Origin of the sequence: Rhodococcus sp. IEGM 1408 (assembly GCF_033142235.1) — a bacterium.
GTDB lineage: Bacteria > Actinomycetota > Actinomycetes > Mycobacteriales > Mycobacteriaceae > Dietzia.
Genome location: NZ_JAWLRW010000001.1, coordinates 60,812 through 83,868 on the forward strand (window position 1 = coordinate 60,812; position 23,057 = coordinate 83,868).

The 23,057-nt window shown below is 69.4% G+C and carries 21 protein-coding genes; 8 read left to right on the plus strand and 13 right to left on the minus strand.

What is annotated here, in order from left to right:
- The first annotated feature begins 71 nt into the window (after positions 1–71).
- The 5 genes from R4P08_RS00290 (at position 72) to R4P08_RS00310 (ending at position 5,599) form a co-directional block, all read left to right on the plus strand.
- Positions 72–1,007, plus strand: a complete 936-nt coding sequence (locus tag R4P08_RS00290; protein ID WP_317811751.1) for a L,D-transpeptidase — start codon at positions 72–74, stop codon at positions 1,005–1,007.
- Between the two features lie 264 nt (positions 1,008–1,271).
- Entirely contained in the window at positions 1,272–2,147 is an 876-nt protein-coding gene (locus R4P08_RS00295; protein ID WP_317811752.1) for a sugar ABC transporter permease, read from the plus strand.
- A complete protein-coding gene (locus R4P08_RS00300; RefSeq protein WP_317811753.1) occupies positions 2,144–2,983 on the plus strand; it encodes a carbohydrate ABC transporter permease in 840 nt (279 codons plus the stop codon). Before R4P08_RS00295 ends, R4P08_RS00300 begins: the two co-directional genes overlap by 4 nt.
- 116 nt (positions 2,984–3,099) lie before the next feature.
- Positions 3,100–4,419, plus strand: coding sequence for an ABC transporter substrate-binding protein (locus R4P08_RS00305; protein ID WP_317811755.1), 1,320 nt, complete (start codon positions 3,100–3,102; stop codon positions 4,417–4,419).
- 115 nt (positions 4,420–4,534) lie between these two features.
- Positions 4,535–5,599 (plus strand): sn-glycerol-3-phosphate ABC transporter ATP-binding protein UgpC, encoded by a 1,065-nt coding sequence (locus R4P08_RS00310; RefSeq protein WP_317811756.1) that lies wholly within the window; start codon positions 4,535–4,537, stop codon positions 5,597–5,599.
- A gap of 299 nt (positions 5,600–5,898) precedes the next feature.
- Here the strand turns inward: R4P08_RS00310 and R4P08_RS00315 are convergent, their stop codons facing one another.
- The 7 genes from R4P08_RS00315 to R4P08_RS00345 all read right to left on the minus strand — a co-directional run bounded on the left by R4P08_RS00315 (position 5,899) and on the right by R4P08_RS00345 (position 14,315).
- Positions 5,899–6,975 carry an esterase/lipase family protein gene (locus R4P08_RS00315; RefSeq protein WP_317811757.1) on the minus strand — a complete coding sequence of 359 codons (1,077 nt, stop codon included), beginning with the start codon at positions 6,973–6,975 and terminating at the stop codon, positions 5,899–5,901.
- Positions 6,972–7,985, minus strand: coding sequence for an esterase/lipase family protein (locus tag R4P08_RS00320; RefSeq protein ID WP_411741130.1), 1,014 nt, complete (start codon positions 7,983–7,985; stop codon positions 6,972–6,974). The genes R4P08_RS00315 and R4P08_RS00320 overlap by 4 nt, the downstream gene beginning before the upstream one ends.
- Positions 7,982–9,013: a diacylglycerol kinase gene (locus tag R4P08_RS00325; protein ID WP_411741139.1), complete on the minus strand. Its 1,032-nt coding sequence runs from the start codon at positions 9,011–9,013 to the stop codon at positions 7,982–7,984. The genes R4P08_RS00320 and R4P08_RS00325 overlap by 4 nt, the downstream gene beginning before the upstream one ends.
- A 227-nt stretch (positions 9,014–9,240) precedes the next feature.
- The gene (ctaD, locus tag R4P08_RS00330; protein ID WP_317812230.1) at positions 9,241–10,872 is read right to left on the minus strand and encodes a cytochrome c oxidase subunit I; all 1,632 of its coding nucleotides are present in this window, start codon (positions 10,870–10,872) and stop codon (positions 9,241–9,243) included.
- 284 nt (positions 10,873–11,156) lie between these two features.
- The gene (locus R4P08_RS00335; protein ID WP_317811759.1) at positions 11,157–13,163 is read right to left on the minus strand and encodes a M13 family metallopeptidase; all 2,007 of its coding nucleotides are present in this window, start codon (positions 13,161–13,163) and stop codon (positions 11,157–11,159) included.
- A gap of 75 nt (positions 13,164–13,238) precedes the next feature.
- Positions 13,239–13,754: a hypothetical protein gene (locus tag R4P08_RS00340; protein ID WP_317811760.1), complete on the minus strand. Its 516-nt coding sequence runs from the start codon at positions 13,752–13,754 to the stop codon at positions 13,239–13,241.
- Positions 13,755–13,802: 48 nt separating this feature from the next.
- Positions 13,803–14,315 carry a DUF4395 domain-containing protein gene (locus R4P08_RS00345; protein ID WP_317811761.1) on the minus strand — a complete coding sequence of 171 codons (513 nt, stop codon included), beginning with the start codon at positions 14,313–14,315 and terminating at the stop codon, positions 13,803–13,805.
- 103 nt (positions 14,316–14,418) lie between these two features.
- On the opposite strand from R4P08_RS00345, the gene R4P08_RS00350 reads away from it, so the two are divergent.
- Together R4P08_RS00350 and R4P08_RS00355 are read left to right on the plus strand one after the other, a co-directional pair.
- Entirely contained in the window at positions 14,419–14,826 is a 408-nt protein-coding gene (locus R4P08_RS00350; RefSeq protein WP_317811762.1) for a hypothetical protein, read from the plus strand.
- Positions 14,827–14,852: 26 nt separating this feature from the next.
- The gene (locus R4P08_RS00355; RefSeq protein WP_317811763.1) at positions 14,853–15,542 is read left to right on the plus strand and encodes a pentapeptide repeat-containing protein; all 690 of its coding nucleotides are present in this window, start codon (positions 14,853–14,855) and stop codon (positions 15,540–15,542) included.
- 84 nt (positions 15,543–15,626) lie between these two features.
- Here R4P08_RS00355 and R4P08_RS00360 read toward each other — a convergent pair whose 3' ends face one another.
- On the minus strand, positions 15,627–15,902 hold the full coding sequence (locus tag R4P08_RS00360) for a hypothetical protein (RefSeq protein ID WP_317811764.1): 276 nt from the start codon (positions 15,900–15,902) through the stop codon (positions 15,627–15,629).
- A gap of 358 nt (positions 15,903–16,260) precedes the next feature.
- On the opposite strand from R4P08_RS00360, the gene R4P08_RS00365 reads away from it, so the two are divergent.
- Positions 16,261–17,307, plus strand: a complete 1,047-nt coding sequence (locus tag R4P08_RS00365; RefSeq protein ID WP_317811765.1) for a glycoside hydrolase family 25 protein — start codon at positions 16,261–16,263, stop codon at positions 17,305–17,307.
- Positions 17,308–17,354: 47 nt separating this feature from the next.
- Here R4P08_RS00365 and R4P08_RS00370 read toward each other — a convergent pair whose 3' ends face one another.
- The 5 genes from R4P08_RS00370 to trmB form a co-directional block, all read right to left on the minus strand.
- Positions 17,355–17,720 carry a DUF3054 domain-containing protein gene (locus R4P08_RS00370; protein ID WP_317811766.1) on the minus strand — a complete coding sequence of 122 codons (366 nt, stop codon included), beginning with the start codon at positions 17,718–17,720 and terminating at the stop codon, positions 17,355–17,357.
- A gap of 4 nt (positions 17,721–17,724) precedes the next feature.
- Positions 17,725–19,053 (minus strand): lysylphosphatidylglycerol synthase transmembrane domain-containing protein, encoded by a 1,329-nt coding sequence (locus R4P08_RS00375; protein WP_317811767.1) that lies wholly within the window; start codon positions 19,051–19,053, stop codon positions 17,725–17,727.
- Between the two features lie 64 nt (positions 19,054–19,117).
- Entirely contained in the window at positions 19,118–21,565 is a 2,448-nt protein-coding gene (locus tag R4P08_RS00380; protein ID WP_317811768.1) for an MMPL family transporter, read from the minus strand.
- Positions 21,566–21,579: 14 nt separating this feature from the next.
- Complete coding sequence (locus R4P08_RS00385) at positions 21,580–22,254, minus strand: NYN domain-containing protein (protein ID WP_317811769.1); 675 nt, start codon at positions 22,252–22,254, stop codon at positions 21,580–21,582.
- Positions 22,255–22,309: 55 nt separating this feature from the next.
- Positions 22,310–23,050 (minus strand): tRNA (guanosine(46)-N7)-methyltransferase TrmB, encoded by a 741-nt coding sequence (gene trmB, locus R4P08_RS00390; RefSeq protein WP_317811770.1) that lies wholly within the window; start codon positions 23,048–23,050, stop codon positions 22,310–22,312.
- Positions 23,051–23,057: the final 7 nt, after the last annotated feature.

Sequence of the window (23,057 nt, forward strand, 5' to 3'; positions counted from 1 at the left end):
CGGCGCGCGACATCCCAAGAAACCCCTTGGCTTACGCTGACAGCCACGCACCGCCGCCCCCAGGAGAAGTCATGACCCGTTCGTCCCGGAACTCGGCAGTCGCCACGGTTGTCGCCGCAGTCCTCGCCGCGTCAGCGCTGATCCTGAGCCTGGCCCCGGCGGCCGGCGCGCAGTCCGTGATGCCGATGAGCCCGCCCGGGGTCCCCCAGCTGGAGAACGCGCCGCTACCCACCCCGCTGATCCCGGGCGTCGGCGCGATGCCCGTGCTCACCTACCCGGTGATCGGACCGGCGCGACCCGCCCCCGAGTACGGCGACGTCAACGTCTTCCCGACCCCGAACGAGGTCGTCGGCGTGGCCCAGCCGGTCATGTTCTTCTTCGACCGCCCCATCACCGACCGTGCGCGCGCGGAGGCCACCATCGGGATCCGCACCGAACCACCCGTGGCCGGCAAGTTCTACTGGATCAACAACTCCGAGGTGCGGTGGCGGCCCCACAGCTTCTGGCCGCCCAACACCTCCGTCACCATCTGGGCCGGCGGCAAGCGCCAGCAGTCCTTCCGCACCGGCGACGCGCTGATCGCGGAATTCGACGACCGCACCAAGCACATCACCGTGACCCGCAACGGCCAGCACGTGCGCACCATGCGGGCGTCGGCCGGGCGGCCCGGGTGGGACACCTACAACGGCGTCTACTACACCGGCCAGCGCGGCCGGAACGTGCGGATGAACTCCGCCGCCTTCGGGCTGCGGATCGAGGACGGCGGCTACGACTCGATCGTCAACGACGCGGTCCGGATGAGCTACGACGGCATCTACATCCACTCCGCGCCGTGGTCTGTCGGCGACCAGGGCGTCCGGAACGTCTCGCACGGCTGCATCAACATCAGCCCCGAGGACGCCCGTTGGTACTACGACAATTCGCGCAACGGCGACCCGATCATCGTCAAGAACGGGCCCGGGCGGCCCTTCGGGTCCTTTGACGGCCAGGGCGACTGGAACTACTGAGCCAGAGCTGACACCACGGATATCCCGCTGCACCGCGGCCCGGTCGCGATCCGAGGGCCCTCACCCGAGAGGTGAGGGCCCTCGGCCTTTTCAACGTCTGTACCTTTTCGCCCTCTGCGGGCCAATGGTGGTCTATCGTCCGGACAGAGTCCGTTCATCCACTACGACGAGGCTTCCACCGTGCAGACGTCGTCCCCCCCGGCACCCGAGAAATCGGGCGCCGACAGCCCGCCCGAACGTCGGGCACCGCGGCGGCGGTCCCGCATGGGCGGGTCCCTCGGGGAGAAACTGCTCTTCCTCGCCCTGGTACTGCCGAACCTGGCGTTGCTCGGGGTCTTTGTCTACCGGCCGCTGATCGACAACATCCGGCTGAGCTTCTTCGAATGGAACATCTCCTCCCCGACCTCCACGTTCATCGGCTGGTCCAACTACATCGAGTGGTGGAACCGCGCGGACAGCTGGGTGGTCGTGCAGAACACGGTCGTGTTCACCCTCGCCGCGGTCATCGGGTCCATGGTCCTGGGCCTGGCCCTGGCGCTCCTGCTCGACCAGCAACTGATCGGCCGGGGGCTCGTGCGGTCGGCGGTGTTCGCACCCTTCGTGATCGCGGGTGCGGCCATCGGCGTGGCCTTCCAGTTCCTCTTCGATCCACGCTTCGGCATGATCGCGGCGCTGCTGACGATGGTCGGTCTGCCCGTGCCGGACTTCTACCAGGACCCCGACTGGGCCATGGTGATGATCACCGTCACCTACGTCTGGAAGAACCTCGGCTACAGCTTCGTCATCTACCTGGCCGCGCTCCAGGCCAAGCCGGCCGAACTGTACGAGGCCGCCGAGATGGACGGCGCCAGCCGGTGGACGACCTTCCGCTCGGTCACCCTGCCGCTGCTGCGCCCGACGACGTTCTTCCTGTCGATCACCGTGCTGCTCAACTCGCTGCAGGTCTTCGACATCATCTACGTGATGACCCGCGGCGGACCGCAGGGCAACGGGACCACCACGATGGTGTTCCAGGTGTACCAGGAGACCTTCCAGAACTTCCGGGCCGGTTACGGGGCCACGGTGGCCACGATCATGTTCCTGGTGTTGCTCGGCGTCACCGCGATCCAGGTCCGCGTGATGGACAGGAAGATGACATGAACCCCGTCTCCGGAGGCTCGCGGGCGATGAAGGTGGCCGGCTACCTGGCCATGTTCATGGTGCTGGCGGTCATCGCGCTCCCCCTGTACTGGGTCCTGACCACCTCGTTCAAGACCCCGGACATGGTCTACATCCAGCCCCCCGCGTGGTGGCCGGACCCCGTCACCTCCGGCCCGTACTCCCGGGTGCTCGAGCAGGTGCCGTTCATCCGGTACTTCACCAACTCGCTGATCATCACCGGGGCGCTGGTCTCGGCCAAACTCGTGCTGGGTGTCCTCAGCGCCTACGCCTTTGTCTACCTGCGTTTTCCCGGCCGCGGGGCGGTCTTCATGTTGGTCCTGGCCGCGCTGATGGTGCCCAACCAGATCACCGTCATCTCCAACTACGCGCTGGTCTCGCAGCTGGGCTGGATCAACACCTTCCAGGGCATCATCTTCCCGCTGGCCGGGGTCGCGTTCGGCACGTTCCTCATGCGCAACCACTTCCTCACCCTGCCGTTCGAGATCATCGAGGCCGCCCGCATGGACGGCTGCGGCCACATGAAGCTGCTGCTGCGGGTCCTGCTGCCGATGAGCTGGCCGACCGTGGTGGCGTTCGCGCTCATCACGATCGTCAACGAGTGGAACGAGTACCTCTGGCCCTTCCTGGTCGCCTCCGACGAGACGGTCGCCCCACTCCAGGTGGGGTTGGCGCGGCTCATCTCCACCGACGCCTACATCGACTGGCCCATGGTCATGGCCGCGACGATCCTCACCATCACCCCGATCCTCATCGTCTTCCTGCTCCTGCAGCGCCACATGATCAAAGGCCTCACCTCCGGCGCGGTCAAGGGCTGACCCCTTCAGCCGCCACCCGAGCCACCTTGTCCACCCAGTCCTCTCAGCCCACCCAGTCCACCCGCTACCCGTTCACCGTCCCCGTCAGGTTCGTCTTGCAGAAAGGCACCACCGCCATGAATCCAGTGAACCGCAGGCTCTTCCTCGGCCTCCTCGGCGCGTCCGCAGCCACCGTCACCGTGGCCGGTTGCGCCGGATCCGGCGGCGGCGACTCGGCCGCCGGTGGGGGCGGTGGGGCCGAGGGCGCCACCGACACCATCACCTTCTGGTCCAACCACCCGGGCAACTCCAAGGCCACCGAGGAGCAGCTGATCGAGCGCTTCCAGGGTGAGTCCGGGTTGACGGTCAACCTGGTCGACGGCGGCAAGAACTACGAAGAGGTGGCGCAGAAGCTCAACGCGGCGCTGACCGGGAACGACGTCCCCGACGTCGTGGTGGTCTCGGACGTCACCTGGTTCAACTTCGCGCTCAACGACCAGCTCACCCCGCTCGACGACCTCTTCGCCGAGGCCGGGGTGGACACCTCCACCTATGTCGATGCGCTCGTCGGTGACTACGTCCTCGAGGGCAGGTCCTACGGCCTGCCGTTCGCGCGGTCGACCCCGCTGTTCTACTACAACAAGGAGGTCTGGCAGCAGGCCGGGCTCCCGGACCGTGGCCCCGACAGCTGGGACGAGTTCCTCGACTGGGCCCCGCGCATCCAGGAGGCCGTCGGCGGCGGCAAACACGCGATCGCGCTGTACGACGGCTCCAACTACCTCGACTGGACCATGCAGAACATGATCTGGAACGAGGGCGGGGCCTACTCGGAGGACTGGGACGCCACCTTCACCGCGGCGGGGACCATCGCCGGCGTGGAGAAGCTCAAGCGGATCAACGACGAGGGGTTCCTCGTCGTCTCCAAGGACTCCATCACGGAGTTCGGTTCCGGCCTGGCCGCCTGCGCCGTGGCCTCCACCGGCTCCCTCAAAGCCGCCACCGAGAACGCGCAGTTCGAGTTCGGCACGGCGTTCCTGCCGGGTGCCCGCGACAACTCCTCATGCCCCACCGGCGGCGCCGGCCTGGCCATCCCGGCCAAGATCTCCGACGAGCGCAAGCTCAACGCGCTCAAGTTCATCGACTCGATCACCTCCACCCAGGGGACCGCGATCTTCGCGCAGGCCACCGGGTACATGCCCGTCCGCAAGGACGCCGGTGAAGCCCAGGAGATCAAGGAGTACCTGAAGAAGTCGCCGCAGGCCGCCACGGCGATCGAGCAGCTGGGCTTCACGCGTCCCCAGGACAACGCCCGCGTGTTCGTCCCGAACGGCGGCACCCGGATCGGCGGCGCCCTGGACAAGGTGCTCGCCGGCCAGGACGTCCGCGAGACGATGGAGCAGCTCCAGACGGAGACCCAGCAGGTCATCGACACGCAGCTCAAGCCCAAGCTCGGCTGACCGCCCGGCAGAGCACCTCACGCCCAGGCCTGAGCCTGTCGGCGGGGGGCGGCGGCGAGCTCGTCGTCGTCGACCCCCCGCTCCCCACCACCCCCGCCCCAGGAGACCTCCGACCATGGCCACCGTCCGGTTCGATCACGCCACGCGACGCTTCGACTCGTCCTCGGCGCCCGCCGTCGACTCCCTCGACATCGACATCGCCGACGGCGAGTTCCTCGTCCTGGTCGGCCCCTCGGGCTGCGGCAAGTCCACGAGCCTGCGGATGCTCGCCGGGTTGGAGCCGATCGACTCCGGGCGCGTGCTGATCGACGGCGAGGACATGACCCGGGTGGCCCCGCGCGATCGCGACGTGGCCATGGTGTTCCAGAACTACGCGCTCTACCCCACCATGACCGTGGCGCAGAACATGGGGTTCGCCCTGCGCAACGCGGGCGTCAACAAGTCGGACACGCGCAAGCAGGTCGAGGAGGCGGCGCGGATCCTCCAGCTGGAGGAGCTCCTCGACCGAAAGCCCTCCCAGCTGTCCGGCGGACAACGACAGCGGGTCGCGATGGGCCGCGCGATCGTGCGCAACCCCAAGGTCTTCTGCATGGACGAGCCGCTGTCGAACCTAGACGCCAAGCTGCGCGTGTCCACGCGGGGTGAGATCGCCTCGCTGCAGCGCCGGCTCGGCGTCACCACCGTCTACGTCACCCACGACCAGATCGAGGCCATGACCATGGGCACGAGGGTCGCGGTTCTCAGGGACGGTGTGCTCCAGCAGGTCGCGGAGCCGCGCGAGCTGTACGACCGGCCCGCCAACGCCTTCGTCGCCGGCTTCATCGGCACCCCGTCGATGACCCTCGTCGAGGTGTCGGTCGTCGACGGACGCACCCGCGTCGGCACCGCCGAGGTCGAGGTCCCCGCACCCACCGACGGCCGGGACCGGATCCTGCTCGGCGCCCGACCCGAGGCGTTGGTGCCGGTCGGAGAGGGCGACGACGGCCTCGACCTGCGGGTGGAGCTGGTCGAGGAACTCGGCGCGGAGGCCTTTGCCTACGGCGCCACCGAGGCCGGCGAGCGGGTGGCCGTCCGCCTGGACCGCGGACACCGCGCGGAGGTCGGTTCGCGGATGCGCGTCCGGCCGGTCGCCGCGGAGCTGCACGCCTTCGACGTCGAGACGGGCGAACGCCTCAACTGACGTCGGGAGGCACCAGCATGCTCGGCTATGTGCCGAGCTCCTCAACTCCGCGTTCCTGAGCGGGCACTCCGGGCAGCCGGACCCACGCAGCCGCGCCCGCCGCCTCCTCCCCTGGGGATCCGCACGCGCGCCTGCCACTCTGCTCAAGGGCCGTCTCCTGACGCACACCAAGATGGCGTCTCGCATGCGCATCAGTACACGCGAGACGCCACCTTCGGGGGCGGCTGCAATCCCGCGGGCAGCCGCTCCCGCGCCTGACCGGGGTCAGCGGAGCGGACGCCAGCGCGGGCCCGGGCGGGTCAGCGCAGCGGAACAGGCTCCAGCACGCCAACGATCCCGTCTGCGGGCACGCATCGCGGCGGCCGCGCGTCGGTGCCCGCACCGACACCCTTGCCCGCGCCCCCGCCAACTCCGGCCCCGCCCAGCGCGTCGATCACCAGGTCCACCGCGCGAGGTGAGGCCAGCACGGTCAGGTGGCCGGAGCGGTCGACCTCGCAGCCGTCCTGCAGCCGCACGACCCGGAGGTCCACGTAAGGCGGCACCACGGGCGCGGTGACGGGGCCGGTGAGCTCGTCGTAGTCCGACGACACCGCGACGTACCGCACCCCGCGCGCGAACGGCACGCCCTCCTCGCCCAACCAGGCGAGCGTCGCCTCGGCGTCCTGCCGGGTGGTCTCGGCCGACAACACCCCGAGGATGTCGGTGACGAACTCGGGCGGCCCCTCCCCCGACTTCGCGGGGTCGGCGCCCAGGGTGACCACGGTGCGCACCGCGTCCGTACGGGAGGTGGCAGCGACGTACGACGCGACGATCGCGCCCTGAGAATGGCCCACCAGGTCGACCTCGCGGGCCCCGGTGAGCGCGCGCACGCGGTCGATCTCGGCGGCGAGCTGCGGGGCCGACGCCCCGGTGAGCGAGTCCAGCCCGCCCAGGGAACCCGGTGCACCGCCGAGCCCGGGCGGCCCTCCCACAGGCGGCCCTCCCACCGGCGGGGCCCCGATGGTCGGCGCCCACACGCAGTACCCCTCGGCGGCCAGCGCGGCGCCGAACGTCGCCCACGAGTTGCCGCCGTTGAGGCCGGTGCCGTGCACGAGGATCACCGGTTCGGGCTTGTCGGCGGGCGGCCGGCAGTCGTCGCGGTTCAACCCGGGCGGGTCGGCCAGGCCGTGGGTGAGCTGGTGGACCGCGCCGTCCCACCACCGCCAGCCGGCATGGCCGGTGGGAGAAGGGTCGGCGGGGCTCGCCGTGGCCGACCCCGGGGCGACGACGACGAGGAGCGCCGCCCCGAACAGCCCCGCGATCCCGGCGGCCGACCGACGGACCGGGGCCGAGCGAGCCGCTGCCCTGGTGACCGCCCTGCTCACTGCGCTGGTCACGACCCCGGCAGCGGGGGCGTGGGACCGAGGTACGGAGCGACCGCCTCGCACCGCGCGACTCGAGGATGGGCGGGGTCGAGCGCATTGAGGACGAAGTCGGCGGTCCTGCCGTCCGCGGCGATGGCCAGGTGCTCGGCCTGGTTCTGCTCGCAGCCGTCCTGGATCACGACGTTGGCGGTCTGCGGCCCCTCGACCACACCGGAGGTGTACGGCCGAACCAACTGGTCGTAGCGGGTCACCAGGTTGAGGTACCTCACTCCCGGGGCGTACGGGGAGCCGCCCGCCCACAGCAGCTCGATCGTCGGGGACCCGGCGGCCATCTGCGCGAGCGCCGGGGCGAACTGGACCGCCCGTCCCCGGTCCCCGCTGGCCAGCGCGGTGCCGATCGACGCTGATCCCGTCCCGGTGGAGCCGCGCCACAGCGGGGCCATCGCGGCGACGGTGTTCACCCTGCCCGGACGCCCGACCTTGGCCACGAGGCCCGAGACTACGGTGCCCTGCGAATGGCCGATCAGGTCCACCTGCGCGGCGCCGGTCGAGGCGAGCACCCGGTCGACGAACGCGCCGACCTGCGGGACCGAGACCTCGGTGATGTCGGACAGTCCGCCCAGCAGGCTGACCGGCCACGGCTGACCGGGCAGCGCCCCGTAGGTGAGCGCAAAGACGCAGTAGCCCTCGTTGTGCAGGAGCGGGCCGTAGGTCGCCCAGTTGGTCACGGCCCCGCCGGAGGTGCCGTGGACCAGGACGACCGGCCGGGGTTTGTCCGGGGACGGGCGGCAGTTCCAGTCGTTGGCCCCGGGCAGATCCGCGCCCGGGGCGATCAGGGCCTGCGCGGCGCCGGCGAAGAACGAGTACGGCACCGGCAGTGGTGCCCGCATCGAAGGGTCGGTGGTCGGCGCGGTGGTCGGCGCGGTGGTCGGCGCTGCCGTCGCCGCGCCCGCCCCCGTGACCCCGAGGACGACCGTGGCCGCAATGGCTGCTGCGGCCCTGGCTGCGCGCACGAGGTTCATCCGCCCATTAAGCCACGCCCGGTGATCATGGGTAGGTCCTTCGCGTAGACCAATCCCGGTTCGGCCGCGACCACCGCTTCGACCGAGTTGACCAGCCTCAACGCGGTGACGAGCATCCCTGAGACGTTGTGATCGCCGTGCTCGGCGTGGTGGGTGAACTCCACCCGCATCTCCGGCTCACCGTGGATCTCGATGCGGTAGCACCCGTCGCCGTGGTCGGGTCGGGGCCACTCCGGCGCCTGATCGACGTGGGTGCGGGTGACGTGTTCCAGCACGATGCGATCCTCGCCGTCGACCTGTCCCACCACCTCGAACCGTAGGGCCGCCTGCGTCCCGGCCGGGACCTCGCACGCCAGTAGCGACAGGTCCCGGTCCGTGGCCAGCCGCTCGTGACGCTCCACCAGCGGTTCGTCGAGCGTCACGTCCAGCGCGGCGGCGAGCTGACGGACCACCGATCCCCAGCCGGCGGCGAGCATCCCCGGGCGCAGGAGCGGAGGGAGCCAGTCCATGGGCCGGCCGAAGCCGAACAGCCGCCGCATGGTCTCGCCCTGGTGGTACACCGAGTAGTCGGCGATCTCCCCCACCCGGATCAGGTCGATCCGCCGGGACAGGCTGGTCATGGCCAGCGGCAGCACGTCGTTGGCGAAGCCGGGGTCGATCCCGTTGACGTGCAGGGTGGCGCCGCCGTCCCGGCCGGCCGCGGCGAGCGCGTCGATCATCTCCTCGGGCAGGGTCCCGTGCGGGTACTGCAGCAGCACCGGGCCGGAGGCCACCACGTTGATGCCGGCCCGGAGGAACTCGGTGAAGTCCTCGATCGCGCCCATGAAGCGGGTCTCGGTCTCGGCCGTGTAGACCACCACGTCCGGCCTCAGCGCGAGCAGCGCCGCCCGGTCGTCGGTGGCGAGCACGCCCAGGTCGCGATCCAGTCCCGCGAGTCGACCGACGTCCACGCCTACCTTCGCCGGATCGGAGACGAAGACGCCCACCAGCTCCAACTCGGGGCGCGCGTCAACGGCCTCGACCGCCATCCTGCCCAGATACCCCGTCGACCACTCCACGACCTTGATCGAACCGACCCTGATCGGCACATCCCGATTTCCCGACGCATCCTCGATCGACGCATCCGCGTTCGACACATCCTTGCTCAGCACATCCCGGTTCCCCATGGGACTGGACCCTAGCGGCCGGGCCGTCGTCCTGGACCCGTCTTGTCAGAGACCCGTTCTGCCGACCGGGCCGCCCGATGCGCAGGTGGTCACGCGGTATTGGGCGAAGTCCCGCGCTCGGCCACGTCCTTCGCCGACTCCGGGTCCTTGGCGTTGGAACGGCCGCGCACGTGGGCCTCCGCCCGCATCCGTTCGCTCATGTGCGGGTAGTGCAGTTCGAACGCCGGGCGCTCGGAGCGGATCCGCGGGAGTACCGCGAAGTTGTGGCGTGGTGGCGGGCAGGAGGTCGCCCACTCGAGCGAATTGGCAAAACCCCACGGGTCGTCGACGGTGACGATGTCCCCGTAGCGCCAGCTCCTGATGACGTTCCAGATGAACGGCAACATCGCCACGCCGAGGATGAACGAGCCGACGGTGGAGATCTGGTTGAGCACGGTGAAGTCGTCCGTCGCCAGGTAGTCGGCGTACCGGCGGGGCATGCCCTGGTTGCCCAGCCAGTGCTGCACCAGGAACGTGGTGTGGAAACCGATGAACGTCAGCCAGAAGTGCCACTTGCCCAGCTTCTCGTCGAGCATCCGACCCGTGATCTTGGGGAACCAGAAGTACACGCCGGCGAAGGTCGCGAAGACGACCGTGCCGAAGAGGACGTAGTGGAAGTGCGCCACCACGAAGTACGAATCGTGCACGTGGAAGTCGATCGGGGGAGAGGCGAGCATGATGCCGGTCAGTCCGCCGAACAGGAAGGAGACCAGGAACCCCAGCGAGAAGAGCATCGGTGTCTCGAACGTCATCTTGCCCCGCCACATGGTGCCGATCCAGTTGAAGAACTTCACGCCGGTCGGGACGGCGATCAGGTAGGTCATGAAGGAGAAGAACGGCAGCAGGACGGCACCGCTGACGAACATGTGGTGCGCCCACACGGCCATCGACAATGCGGCGATCGCCAGGGTCGCGAAGACCAGGCCCGCGTAGCCGAAGAGCGGCTTGCGCGAGAAGACCGGCAGGATCTCGGTGATCATCCCGAAGAACGGCAGGGCAAGGACGTACACCTCGGGGTGACCGAAGAACCAGAACAGGTGTTGCCACAGGATCGCTCCCCCGTTCCCGGCGGAGAAGATCCGGCCACCGAACTCGCGGTCGTAGAAGACGCCGAGGGCGGCCGCGGTGAGCAGCGGGAAGATCAGCAGGATCAGCACGGAGGTCACGAGGACGTTCCACGTGAAGATCGGCATCCGGAACATGGTCATGCCCGGTGCGCGCAGGCAGATGATCGTGGTGATGAAGTTGACCGCGCCGAGGATGGTACCGATCCCACCGATGCCCACCCCGAGGATCCACAGGTCCGCACCCACCTGCGGCGAGAACTCCTTGGCGCTCAGCGGCGCGTACATGGTCCAGCCGAACGCCGCGCCGCCACCGGGGGTGACGAAGCCGGAGAGAATGATCGTGCCGCCCGCGGCGAACAGCCAGTAGCCGAAGGCGTTCAGACGCGGGAACGCCACGTCCGGCGAGCCGATCTGCAGCGGCATGATGTAGTTCGCGAACCCCACCACGATCGGGGTGCCGTAGAGCAACAGCATCACCGTGCCGTGCATGGTGAACAGCTGGTTGTACTGCTCGTTGGAGAGGAACTGCATCCCGGGGAGGAAGAGCTCCGCGCGCATGAGCAGCGCCATCAGCCCACCGATGAAGAAGAAGATGAAGCAGGTGACGATGTACATCACGCCGATCTTCTTGTGGTCGGTCGTGGTGAAGAGCTCCCACGCCGTTATCCGGACCGTCCGAGGTGCCGCGGCGGTCTCACGGGCGGCTTGCTGCTGCGCTGGCGGGTTGATTGTCTGAGACATGTCTCTCCCAGTCACGAGGTCGGTTAGACCTGGGCGCTGCCGGCCCAACCGGTTCAGCAGCGCCCATATGCTATGACACCCGTCACATATTTTCTACCGCCAGCTCTCTACCGCGAACGCCCTCCCCTATCTGGGCGACCCCGGCCGCCGACCCCGCCTCACCAGATGCTGACGCGCTCCTCCGGCGCGAGCCACAGCCCGTCGCCCTCGGTCACCCCGAAAGCGGAGTGGAAGTCGTCGAGGTTCTTGACCACCTGATTGCAGCGGAACTCCGGCGGGGAGTGCGGGTCCACGGCCAGCCGGCGGGCGGCCTCCTCGGCGCGGGTCTTGGTGCGCCACACGATCGCCCACGACGTGATCAGCCGCTGGATGCCCGACATGCCGTCGATCTCCGGGCCCACGTCCGTGCCCTCGGCGGGCTCGCCGCCCGTGCCCTGCGCCAGCCGGTAGGCCAGCAGCGCGATGGTGAGTCCACCGAGGTCGCCGATGTTCTCCCCCACCGTGAAAGCCCCGTTGACGTGGTCCTTCGCCGGGTCCAGGCCCTCGGGGGTCAGGCCCTGGTACTGGGCGATCAGCGCGTCCACGCGGGTGCCGAACGAGGTGCGGTCCTCGTCGGTCCACCAGTCGACCAGGTTACCCTCGCCGTCGTACTTCGACCCCTGGTCGTCGAAACCGTGGCCGATCTCGTGGCCGATCACGGCGCCGATCGCGCCGTAGTTGGCGGCGTCGTCCGCATCGGCGTCGAAGAACGGGGTCTGCAGGATGGCGGCCGGGAAGACGATCTCGTTCATCACCGGGTTGTAGTACGCGTTGACCGTCTGCGGGGTCATGTGCCACTCGCCGCGGTCGACCGGGCCACCGAGCTTGCCCAGCTCGAAGGCATGCTCGAACCCGGCGGAGCGGCGCACGTTGCCGAGCAGGTCGTCGGGGCGCACCTCCAGCGCGGAGTAGTCGCGCCACTTGTCGGGGTAGCCGATCTTGGGCACGAACGCCTCGAGCTTGGCCAGCGCGCGCTCGCGGGTCGCCGGGGTCATCCACGGCAGCTGGGCGATCGAGTAGCGGTAGGCGGCGGTGAGGTTCTCCACCAGGCCCACCATCCGCGCCTTGTGGCCGGGCGGGAAGTGCCGGGCCACGTACTCCTTGCCCACCTCCTCGCCGAGCGCGGCCTCGACCGCGCCGACGCCGCGCTTCCAGCGGGCCTTGATCTCCTCGGTGCCGGACATCGCGGTCCCGTAGAAGCGGAAGTTCTCCTCCACCAGATCACCGGTCAGGTAGGGCGCCCGCGAACTGACCACGCGCCAGCGCAGCCACTCCTTCCACGTCTCCAGCGGCTCGGAGGCCCACAGATCGGCAACGGCGGTGAGGAAGTCGGGCTGCATGGCCACGAGCCGGCCGAAGGTCTCCTCGGTCCCACCCACCTCGCGGGCCCAGTCGTGCCACGGGAAGCCGGGGGCGAGCTGCGGCAGCTCGTCCCACGTCACCGGGTTGTAGGTCTTGTCCGCGTCGCGGCGGGCGACCACGTCCCAGTGGGACGCGGCGATCTTGGTCTCCAGGGCGACGATCCGCTCCGCACGGGCGCGGGCGTCGGCCTCCCGCGACTGTCCCGCCAGCACGAGCATCCGCGCGATGTGCTCGGTGTACTGCTCGCGGATCCCCGCGTACTGGTCCTCACGGTAGTACGACTCGTCCGGCAGGCCGATGCCGTACTGCACCAGGTAGAGGATGTACTGGGTGGAGTTCTTGGCGTCGTTGTTGACGTAGGCACCGATCAGCCCGGACACGCCCACCTTCTCCAACCTGGCCATGGCCAGCGCGAGCGCGTCGATGTCTGCGGCTCCGTCGATCTCCGCGAGGTCCGGGGCGAGCGCGCCGACGCCCGCGGCCTCGACCGCGTCGGTGTCCATGAACGAGGCGTAGAAGGCGCCGATCTGGGAGTCGACGGGCGCGTCGGTGATGATGTCGCGCACGCGCTCCTCGGAGAGGTCACGCAGCGCGAGGAACGCCCCGTCGATCGGCCGGTCCGCGGGGATCACGTGGTCGCGGATCCAGGTGCCGTTGACGTGGTTGTAGAGGTCGTCCTGCGGACGCACGTCCCGGTCCACGTATTGCAGGTCGAGGCCCGAGGGCCGGGGGGCGTCGGTGGTGGGGATCTCGGTCGCTGTCATGTGACCAGGTTACGGAAGGTGCGGCGCCGGGTCTCCGGGACGACGACGACGAGGTGGGCCGATCGCCCCGGCCCGTCAGCGGAAACCGTGCCGCGCGTTGTGCTTCTGTGCCCCCTGGTATGCGTCGACCATGCCCCAGATCCAGAAGCCCAACATGATCGGGATCCCGATGAGGACGATCGACAGCAGCACGCCGAGGAAGTAGCCGCCCATGATGGCGATACCCTTGCCCGCCTTGCCGTTGACGATCGTGCCCAGGCCGGGGAGGAAGAACGACAGGATCAGGGGAATCGCGGGCTCCTTGCGGGCGACCGGATACCCCGGGCCCGAGTAACTGGAGACCGGATAACCGGGGGCGTAGGGCTGCATCGCGCCAAATCCCGGTTCGGTGCCGTACTGCGGTAGCAGCCCGTACTGCGGGGACTGACCGTACTGCGGGGACTGACCGTACTGCGGCGCTTGACCGTACTGAGGGGGATGTCCGTACTGCGGCGGCATCCCGTAGGGGTACGGGGACTGGCCGTACGGCGCGCCCAGGTCATCGCTGTAATCGTCGCCGTACGCGTCGGGATCCTCGCGCGGAGTGCTCATGTTTCCCACGGTAGCGCGGAACCCGGACCGGTTGGTCGCGAGCGAATCTCAGTTACGGGCGGCCATCCCGGGCCGGGCCCAGATGTCCGCGCAGTCGACGCAGGAATCCTCGGAGATGACGCCGGCCCGCTGCAACTTCGCGTACATCCAGCAGCCCAGGCAGAACCCGAGGGCCGACTCGGCGAGCGCGGCGATCACCAACACGCCCAGGACGATCGTGCCCCCTGCGGAGAACCCGGTGAGGAACAGTGCGAGGGCGATCGAGGACATCACCAGACCGATCGTCTGCGCGAAACGCTTGGGTGCGCCGGAGACCAGCTTCGGCACGGCACTGACGCGCGGAGCGATGACGTGCACGGAGAGTCGGCCGAACGGCGAGTACCGCGGCCCGCCGGCGACTCGCAGGGCGAATCCCACGACCAGCGCCGCCGCAAACCAGACCTGCGCGGGCGACGGCACGATCATCGTCACCACGGCGAGCGCCACCACGAGCCCCGCGGTGCAGCGGGCGGCGTAGTCGTTCACGGTCTCCGGGAAAGCGAACACCTCGCGCAAGCTCATCTGACAACTCCTTCGACAACACCGATAGACAGACCTGTCTATAGCTGCGTCGAGCGTACGCCTTCATCCGCGGACCGCGCAGTCGCGGGTTATCGTCGGGCCCATGTCACCATCCGGAACCGCAGCAGCCGTCAGGGCGGTCGCCGTCGCGGCCGGCCTCGCCCTGGCCCTCGGTGGCTGCGGGCAACTCACCATGGGCGAACAATCGCCCGACGGCGTCGGATCCGGAACAGCCGCGACGCCCGACCTCACCCCTGGCCCGGCCGCCACACCCGGATGCGAGGAACTGACCGAGCCCGTCCACCGGCTCGTCACCGGCCGGGGCGACACCGATCAGGGCGACACCGAACTGACCTCCTCGGAGGTTCGTCGCCTGGCGGACGGCGTGGCGGACAACGCATTGTCCGCGGTGGCGAGTCGACTCTCCGGCCTGGTCCTGCAGGACACGGTCGACCCCGCCGTCGTCGACGCCGAGTGGGACCAGTTCAGACAACTCTGCGATCTGCCCTGACGGACCGCACACCTAAGCTGGCCCTCGTGCCCCCACCTCTTCGCCGCCGGTCCGGCTCCCCCCGTCCGCCCGCCACCCCGACCGTTCCGCGGCGCGAGCAGCTCCAGCCGCCCGGCACCGATCTCGAGACCGACGGCCTGTGGGACGGAGTGCTCGCCACCGCCGAACACGCTCCTTCGCTTAGCGAGGGCGCAGCGCAGATCGGTGGCGCAGAGATCCGCGAGTCCGTCCTGGAGGGGATCCGGCTGAGCAGTGCGCGCGCCGACTCGATCCGCATGACCGACGTGGTGCTCAGCGGCTGTGACCTCTCGGGGATGGTCGCCGACGGCGCGACCTTCACCCGCGTCCGCTTTGTCGGGTGCCGACTGACCGGCATCGTCCTCTCCGACGCGCGGTTGACCGACGTGGAGTTCGAGGACTGCCACGCCGACATGATCAACCTGCGGATGGCCCGACTCCAGCGGGTACGGCTGTCGGCCACCCGGTGCAGGCAGGCCGACCTGCTCGAGGCCCGGATCGCCGACCTGTCGACGGACGGCGTGGACCTTCGCGGGGCGACCCTGGAGCGGGCCACGTTCGCCGCCGCCGACCTGCGGGGCGCGGATCTCGAGGACGTCCACGGCGCCACCGCACTCCGCGGGGCGATCATCTCACCGGATCAGGTCGTGGGGGTCGGCCTCGCACTGATCGGCGAGGCGGGGATCAGGGTCGAGTAGCAGGGCTAGCCAGGCCCGCCAGAAACCGAAGGTACGGGAGACCCGACGGGCCCAACGGTCCCGGTGAGGTCAGGCCAGGTGCGGTCAGGCCAGGTGCGAGGCGGCCGTGCGCCACTCGTTGACAGCCCGGTTGATCATGGCCTGCAACCGCAGCACCTGATCGCGGTCAGTCAGGGTGATCCCGTCGGCCCCGGTCCGCAACACGAGTTCCGGCGCCCCCCGGCCGGCGCCGTCCTCGTCCAGGAGAACGGTCTCGACGACGGTCACCGCGAGGAACGGGTCGTCGTCCGGACCATCGACCTCGGTGACGAGAGCGTGCCGGTAGCGGGGGGTGGTGAGATCGATCGTCGTGTCGCTCATGAGGGCATCTCCCGACTGGCACGGTGGGACCCCTAAATAATAGGCGAGGAAAAAAGTGAATCGCACCGGTGGGGCGGGGTGTTACGGGTTGTGACGGAGTTGTGACCTGTACCACCGCAGCGAATCTCGGCAACCCTCCGCACCCGGTGTCCGCAGCAGGTATCGGCCCACGTCACCGGGGTCGGCGCGGCCCTCCCGCGCCCCGGCAGGAATGGACGGATCGTTCACCCGACTCCGACCGACGCGGCTGGCCTGAGACCTCCCGACGCAACGGGGGCCCACCGACCCGCGGTGAAATACTTCGGGAATGTTGCGCGAGTTGCTTGTGTGACTATTGGGATTACCTCATACTCGCCACATGACTCCTCCCGGTCGGCCGATCCGACGTGTGCCCGCCCGCGTCCCCGGATCCCGCCTTCTCGTGGCCCTCGCCGCCGCGGTGGCTCTGGCGATCGGCCTCCTCGTCGTCGTCATATCTCCGCGCGCCGACGCCGTCGCGCCCCTCTCCCCCGCCCTCGACGGCCTGGCGCAGGGCGTCGACTCGTCCAGCTGGCAGCACCCGCACGGCGCCCCAGTCTCGTGGCAGGCGGCCGCCGACTCCGGTCAGACCTTCGCCTTCATCAAGGCCACCGAGGGAAGCGGCCCCGCCAACCGGTACTACGAGGCGGACGTCCACGAGGCCCGGGCGGCCGGGATGGCCGTCGGGAGCTACCACAAGGCCCGGCCCGCGATGGACCCCGCGATGCAGGCGCACACCTTCGCCGACCGCCTGCAGTCGGTCGGCGGACCGCAGCTGCCGCCGGTGCTCGACATCGAGACCGACGAGGGCAGGTCTCCCGAGGAACTCATCGGCTGGACCCGCGTATTCCTCGACACCCTCCGGCACCGGACGGGTCGGACCCCGATCGTCTACACCTACCGCTACTTCTGGATCGACCGCATGGGCAACACCCCGCAGTTCGCCGAGTACCCGCTCTGGCTGGCCGAGTACGGCGTGTCCGAGCCGACCCTCCCGGTCATCGGCGGCTGGTCCGAGTGGCTGCTCTGGCAGCGGGCCGACAACGGCGCGGTCCCCGGTTTCAGCGACGCCGTGGACCTCAACGTCTTCGCCGGGACCCGCGAGAACCTGGGGGCATGGCTCGGTCCGGTTGCCCCGGAACCCGCGCCAGCGCCAGCGCCCGAACCCGCGCCAGCGCCAGCACCAGCACCCGAGGCTCCGCCCGCCGCACTCGAGGCCCCGCCTGAGCCTCCGCCCGCACCCGCACCCGCGCCGGTCACAGACGGCCCGGCCGAGGCGATCACCGTGCCGCTCCCGCAGAACCTGCCGACCCCGGACGGGGTTCGACTCCCCGAGACCATCACGGTCCCGGGCGAACTGCTCGACTCGATCCCGCCGCTGGCCTGATCAACCGCTGGGCTGACCACCCGCTGGGCTGATCACCCACGCGCCGACTAGCGCCGACGTGCACGCCGACGGGCCAACGCGGCAGCCACGGCCCGCCACCCGATGAGGAACACGGCGATGGCGATCGCGGCCACCATGATGAAACTCCAGTGCGGCACGCGGCCGTCGCCGAGCCCGCGGATGACCATCCCGCCGACCAGCGTGACCAGCCAGACCAGCGCCCCGGACCGGATGGTGGCGGGATCGCGGCGCAGGACCAGCAGCGCCACCCAGCCCACCGCCAGCCCGATGAGGAACGGCCACGCCGTCCCCCAGACCTCCGCTACCCCGAGCCCCTCGGAGTGTGCGCCGCGGCCGAACGTGGCGAACACAGCTACCAGCACGGCATCCAGCAGGAAGAACAGCAGCGTCACCGGGTCACACGTCTTTCTCGTCAGAGGGCTCTGGCTTGTCAAAGGGCGTGGGCGGCATCAGCGAGCAGGAGGCCTCACCGCGTTCATCGATCAGTCGTTCGTCATTTCGGACGCGTAGCAGCGGGATCGGCCCGGAGGCGTGCTGCACCGTCGCCCACCACTGCGCGTTGCGCAGGGGCCACCTCGCCGCCATGCCGGCCGGCGACGAAGCCTGGACCGTCGTCCGAGGGGAGTGCGGACCGGGTGACGACGACGAGGTGGACTCGTCCGGATCGTCGTCCTCTCCGGGGTCGGCATCCGGGTCCACGTCCACCGCACCCCGGTAGAAGAGGAAGAAGATCACCCACCCGGCCAGGGCCACCAGCACGAAGCTGACGATGCGGTAGACGAACACCGCCGCGAACGCCTGATGCGCTCCGAGGCCGCCCGCGGTCATGGTGGTGATGAGCGCGAACTCGACGGTCCCGAGCCCGCCGGGTGTGATCGGCGCGGTGGCGACGATCTTGCCGGTGACGTACGCGATGCACAGCCCGCCGATGCTGTGCTGGGCGCCGACCGCGTTGGCCGCAGCCCACAGGCAACCGATGTCGGCGACCCAGTTGAGCAGGGAGAACGCCGAGGCCTTGGACAGCTGGGTCTTGGTCATGTCGACCGCTTCGGCCTGCTTGACGAACTTGCGGACCCCGTCGGCTCCGTGGTCGGCAGGCCTGCGGCGCCGGGCGTTGATCCAGGCGACCAGCGACAGCAGCGTGCCCTCGATCTTGTGCGGGTTCCGTGCGGCCCACTGCACCACCACGACGATCCCCACGAGCCCGAACGCGGACAGCACCAGCAGGAACGGGTTGGAGACCGAACCCACGAGGAAGAAGCCGAGCAGGGCCAGCAGCACGATGCCGACGGTCGACAGCACGCCGGAGATCACGAGCTGCCACGACGCCACCACCCGGCTGGCGCCCCACTGCCGGGTCTTGCGATAGGTCAGGGTGGTGCCGAAGACCTGGCCCCCGGGAATGCACGTGGAGAACGCGTTGGCGGCAAAGACCAGGCCCACGCTGGCCCAGTGGCCCACCTTGACGCCGGCTGACCGCAGTAGGACCTTCTGCACCCAGCCGTAGCTGGACATGGACAGGTACGAGAACACGAGCGCGACCGCGACCCAGCCCCAGTGCGGGCGGGCGACGGCCTCGAACCCCTCGGCAAAGAACGGCATCTGGCCGCGGAGCCAGTAGAGGATGAAGAAGAGGACGGCAAGTGTCGCGACCGCCTTGAACCACGGATTGCCCAGGACCGCTCGGATTCGACGCCGGATGCCGGCGCCCCGCGTCCTCGTCATCTCGCCACCATAACCAGTGCATCGCTCCCGGCCCGGGCTCCCACTCCGGGGCCCGGGGCGGGCCTCACGCGTCGCGCCCCTGCTCCCGCTCCTGCAGGAGCCGGGCGATCAGGTCGGTTGCGGCGATCTTTCGCCCGGACTCCTGTTCGCGCGGACGGGGTTCCGGTTGGGCGTCGACCGGGTCTGCCGACAGCGGGGAGTCGAGCTCCTCGTCGTCGTCGGTGTTCTCATCGTCGTCAAAGTTCCCGTGGTCGCCGACGTTCCCGTGGTCGTCGTCGATGTTCTCGTCGATATTCTCGTCGACCTTCCCGTAGACCACGGGCGCCGGCTCGGGGGTCGCGGTCCCGCGGTTCAGGAGCTCGGGCTCGTCGCCGATCTCCGCCTCGCCCAGACCGATCCGCTCCTGGATCCGCTTCATCCACTTCGGCGCCCACCAGCAGTCGGGGCCGAGCATCTGCATGACCGCGGGCACCAACAGCATGCGGATCACGGTGGCATCGATGATCAGGGCGGCGATCATGCCGTACGCGATGTACTTCATCATCACGATCTCGGAGAACGCGAACGCGCCGGTCACCACCACGAGGATGAGCGCCGCCGAGGTGATGATGCCGCCGGTGTGGGCGACGCCGCTGCGGATGGCCTCCGAGGTCTTGGCCCCGCGGGATCGGGCCTCGACCATGCGGGAGACCAGGAAGACCTCGTAGTCGGTGGACAGCCCGTAGATGATCGCCATGAGCAGCACCACCACGGGCGAGGTGAGCGGTCCCGGGGTGAATCCCAGCAGGTCGGCGAAGTGTCCGTCGACGAAGATCCACGTGAGGATCCCGAGCGTGGCACCCAGGCCGAGCAGGTTCATGATCGCGGCCTTGATGGGCAGCACGAGCGAGCCGAACGCCAGGAACATCAGGATCGTGGTGGCGATCAGCACGTACAGCACGAACCACGGCAGGCCGTCGACCAGGGCGTCGACCGAATCGGACTCCATGGCCGGGTTGCCGCCCACGTACACCTCGGTGCCGGCCGGGATCGGGAACGACTGCAGGTACTCGACGGTCTCGCCCGGGGCGTTGCGGTCGACCACCCCGGACTGCAGGACCACCACGTCGCGCCCCTGCTCGTCCTGCTTCCCGGACCGGGCGAACTGGAACGGGCCGGTCAGCCCGGGGGCCTTGTTGGCCTCGGACCGGATCTGCGAGAGGGTATTGCCGTCGGAGCCGGTCACCACGAGCTTGACCGGGTCGGTTCGGGTGCCGGGGAAGTTCTGGTCGTACTGCTCCTGCGCCACGCGGGTGGTGTTGTCGGGCGGGAGGTAGGTCTCGTTGATGCCGCCGAACTTGACCCCGGAGAACGGGATGATGAGCGCCACCAGGACCACCACGACGGGCGCCGCGACCGCCACCGGGTGCTTCATGGAGAAGTCGGCGATCCGGCCGAACGGCCCGCGCTCGACCTGCTCGCGCGTGCGGTGACGCTGCAGGCGCTTGATGCCCAGGCTGTCCACGCGGTGGCCGAGCATCACGAGGACCGCCGGCAGGAGCGTCACGGAGAGCAGCGCGGCCAGGAACACGGCGGCGATCGCGCCGTAGGCCACGGACTTGAGGAACGCCTGGGGGAAGATCAGCAGGCCGGACAGGGTCACGCCCACCATCACCGCGGAGAACACCACGGTGCGGCCGGCGGTGGCCACGGCTCTGCGGACGGCCGCGTCCGGTGGGTACCCCTCGGCCATCTCCTCGCGGAAGCGGCTCACCACGAACAGTCCGTAGTCGATCGCCAGGCCCAGGCCGATCAGCGTCACGACGTTCTGGGCGAACGAGTTGACCGGGGTGATCAGGGACAGCAGGTGCAGCGCGCCGATCGAGCCGAGGATCGTCAGGACGCCCACGGCGACGGGGAGGAACGCGGCCACCACGCCGCCGAACACCACGATGAGCAGGATGAACACCAGCGGCAGCGCGATGAGCTCGGCGCGCACGAGGTCGGCGTCCATGCCGTCCTGCAGCGCCCCGGCGACGGCCTGGACACCGGCGACGTCGGCCTCGATGCCCTCGACGGGGATCCGGTCCTCGATCACCCGGAAGTTCTCCAGGATCTCCTCGTCCTCGCCTGCGAGCTGGATGGAGGCCACCGCGATTCCGGCGTCTCTGTTGACCAGGGCCGGGGACTGGTTGAAGACGAAGCTGGTCACGCCGGTGACCTGACCCGGGAACTCCGCGCGGAGCGCGTCGAGGGAGGCCCGGATCGGTTCCTGGAAGGCCGGATCGTCGACCGTCGTGCCCTCGGGGGCGTGATAGGTGACGACGACGTCGCCGAGCGCGTCGCGGCCGTACGCCTCCTGCTCGAGTTGCTCGGCGGTCGCCCACCCGCTCTTCGGGTCCTCGAAGCCACCCTGGCCGAACGGCTTTCCGAGCATGCTGCCGGCGGCGCTGAGGACGGCCATCACCAGGACCATGAAGACCAGGACGAGGACGCGTCGGTGGGCGACGAACCGCCCGAGTGAGTTGAACACGGGTGCGTGCGCTCCTAACGCGAGTTGAGCAGGGCTGCGAGCGGCCGGAGCGGCTGCAGCCAGGCGCCCTCGTCGGGCAGGTTCTCGAGGCTGAGGCGGGGCAGGGCCTCGCGGAAGACCCCGGGGATGTCCTCGAGGTCGAGGAAGGTGATGGTGTCGTGCTGCACGGCCCAGGTGGCGTGCTCGCGGAACCCGATGACGGTGACGGGGACCTCGTCCGCCAGCTCCTCCAGCGGCTCGCGGAACGCCTGGCCGTCGGCCGAGGCCACCACCACACCGGCGAGTCGACCGGACTCGGCCCGCTTGTCGATGTGCTCGAGCATGTCGTCGTCGACATCCGAGTCGTCGCTGGTCTTGGGCTTGGCAAAGACGGCGAAGCCGACGTTGCGCAACGCGTCGACCCAGGGCCGGACGTTGTCGGAGGTGCCCGGGACGATATTGGTGAAGACGGTCGCCTCGGCCTCGAGGGTGTCCCGGGTGCGCGCCGACAGGTCGGCGGTGTAACCGAGCAGCCACCGGCCCAGCGCGTCGAAGCGCGGGCGGTACGCCGCGGTGGGTCGGCCGCCGAGGATCGACCCCAGTCCCATGTCGACGTTGGGCGCGTCCCAGACGAGCAGCACCACACCCGGGCCGTCGGGCGTCTCTACGTCCGTCGTCTCATGGTCAACCGGGCCGTCAACTGGGGTCATCGTGTGCCGCCTCGTTCTTCGCTACAGGGCAATGAAATTTTTACAACGGGGATTACTATTCTCTGCGTCGCCAGAGGAACTCGTTTATGACGCGTTCCTGCAGCAGACCCTTGCCTTCGAACTTCGTCACGGGTCTTTCCAGACTGAACGGTACGTGGCCCGCGTCTGTGGCGGCGTCGAGCCGCTCGAGTGCGGGCTCGGCGTCGCCGGTCGGTCCGATCCACTCGGCGTAGTCCACGTGGTCGGTGGCCACGTGGAGCACACCCCCGGGCCGGAGCCGGGAGGCGATGAGCTCGAACGTCGCCGACTGCAGCAGGCGCCGCTTGTGATGGCGGGCCTTGGGCCACGGGTCCGGGAAGAACACGCGGACCCCGGTCAGGCTCGCGGGCGCGATCATGTTGGTGAGCACGTCTACGCCGTCACCGCGGACCATGCGCACGTTCTCGAGCCCCTCGCGCAGGATCGACCCCAGGAGTTGGGCGAGGCCCAGCTGGTAGACCTCCACCGCGATCACGTCGATGTCCGGCTCCGCGGCCGCCATCGCCGCCGTGGACGTCCCGGTGCCGGAACCGATCTCCACGATCAGCGGTGCGGACCGGCCGAACAGCGCCTGCTGGTCCACGAGCTCGTCCGCCACGTTGCGGCCGTACGTGGGCCAGTGCTCCTGCCAGTTGCGCTGCTGTCCCGGCCGTAGGTCGCCGCTCCGGGACCGGTAGGCCGTGACCCTGGGGAACAGTCGTGGGTCGTCGTCCGGGGTCGCTCCGGCCACGTTTCCGGGGTTCTCGCTCTGGTTCACCCGGACA

What these genes read in the sequence shown, in the direction of transcription:
- R4P08_RS00290 (WP_317811751.1), top strand. Translation starts at nt 72, where the DNA reads ATGACCCGTTCGTCCCGGAACTCGGCAGTCGCCACGGTTGTCGCCGCA.
- R4P08_RS00295 (WP_317811752.1), top strand. Translation starts at nt 1,272, where the DNA reads ATGGGCGGGTCCCTCGGGGAGAAACTGCTCTTCCTCGCCCTGGTACTG.
- R4P08_RS00300 (WP_317811753.1), top strand. Translation starts at nt 2,144, where the DNA reads ATGAACCCCGTCTCCGGAGGCTCGCGGGCGATGAAGGTGGCCGGCTAC.
- R4P08_RS00305 (WP_317811755.1), top strand. Translation starts at nt 3,100, where the DNA reads ATGAATCCAGTGAACCGCAGGCTCTTCCTCGGCCTCCTCGGCGCGTCC.
- R4P08_RS00310 (WP_317811756.1), top strand. Translation starts at nt 4,535, where the DNA reads ATGGCCACCGTCCGGTTCGATCACGCCACGCGACGCTTCGACTCGTCC.
- R4P08_RS00320 (WP_411741130.1), bottom strand. Translation starts at nt 7,985, where the DNA reads ATGAACCTCGTGCGCGCAGCCAGGGCCGCAGCAGCCATTGCGGCCACG.
- R4P08_RS00325 (WP_411741139.1), bottom strand. Translation starts at nt 9,013, where the DNA reads ATGGCGGTCGAGGCCGTTGACGCGCGCCCCGAGTTGGAGCTGGTGGGC.
- ctaD (WP_317812230.1), bottom strand. Translation starts at nt 10,872, where the DNA reads ATGTACATCGTCACCTGCTTCATCTTCTTCTTCATCGGTGGGCTGATG.
- R4P08_RS00335 (WP_317811759.1), bottom strand. Translation starts at nt 13,163, where the DNA reads ATGACAGCGACCGAGATCCCCACCACCGACGCCCCCCGGCCCTCGGGC.
- R4P08_RS00340 (WP_317811760.1), bottom strand. Translation starts at nt 13,754, where the DNA reads ATGAGCACTCCGCGCGAGGATCCCGACGCGTACGGCGACGATTACAGC.
- R4P08_RS00345 (WP_317811761.1), bottom strand. Translation starts at nt 14,315, where the DNA reads ATGAGCTTGCGCGAGGTGTTCGCTTTCCCGGAGACCGTGAACGACTAC.
- R4P08_RS00350 (WP_317811762.1), top strand. Translation starts at nt 14,419, where the DNA reads ATGTCACCATCCGGAACCGCAGCAGCCGTCAGGGCGGTCGCCGTCGCG.
- R4P08_RS00360 (WP_317811764.1), bottom strand. Translation starts at nt 15,902, where the DNA reads ATGAGCGACACGACGATCGATCTCACCACCCCCCGCTACCGGCACGCT.
- R4P08_RS00365 (WP_317811765.1), top strand. Translation starts at nt 16,261, where the DNA reads ATGACTCCTCCCGGTCGGCCGATCCGACGTGTGCCCGCCCGCGTCCCC.
- R4P08_RS00375 (WP_317811767.1), bottom strand. Translation starts at nt 19,053, where the DNA reads ATGACGAGGACGCGGGGCGCCGGCATCCGGCGTCGAATCCGAGCGGTC.
- R4P08_RS00385 (WP_317811769.1), bottom strand. Translation starts at nt 22,254, where the DNA reads ATGACCCCAGTTGACGGCCCGGTTGACCATGAGACGACGGACGTAGAG.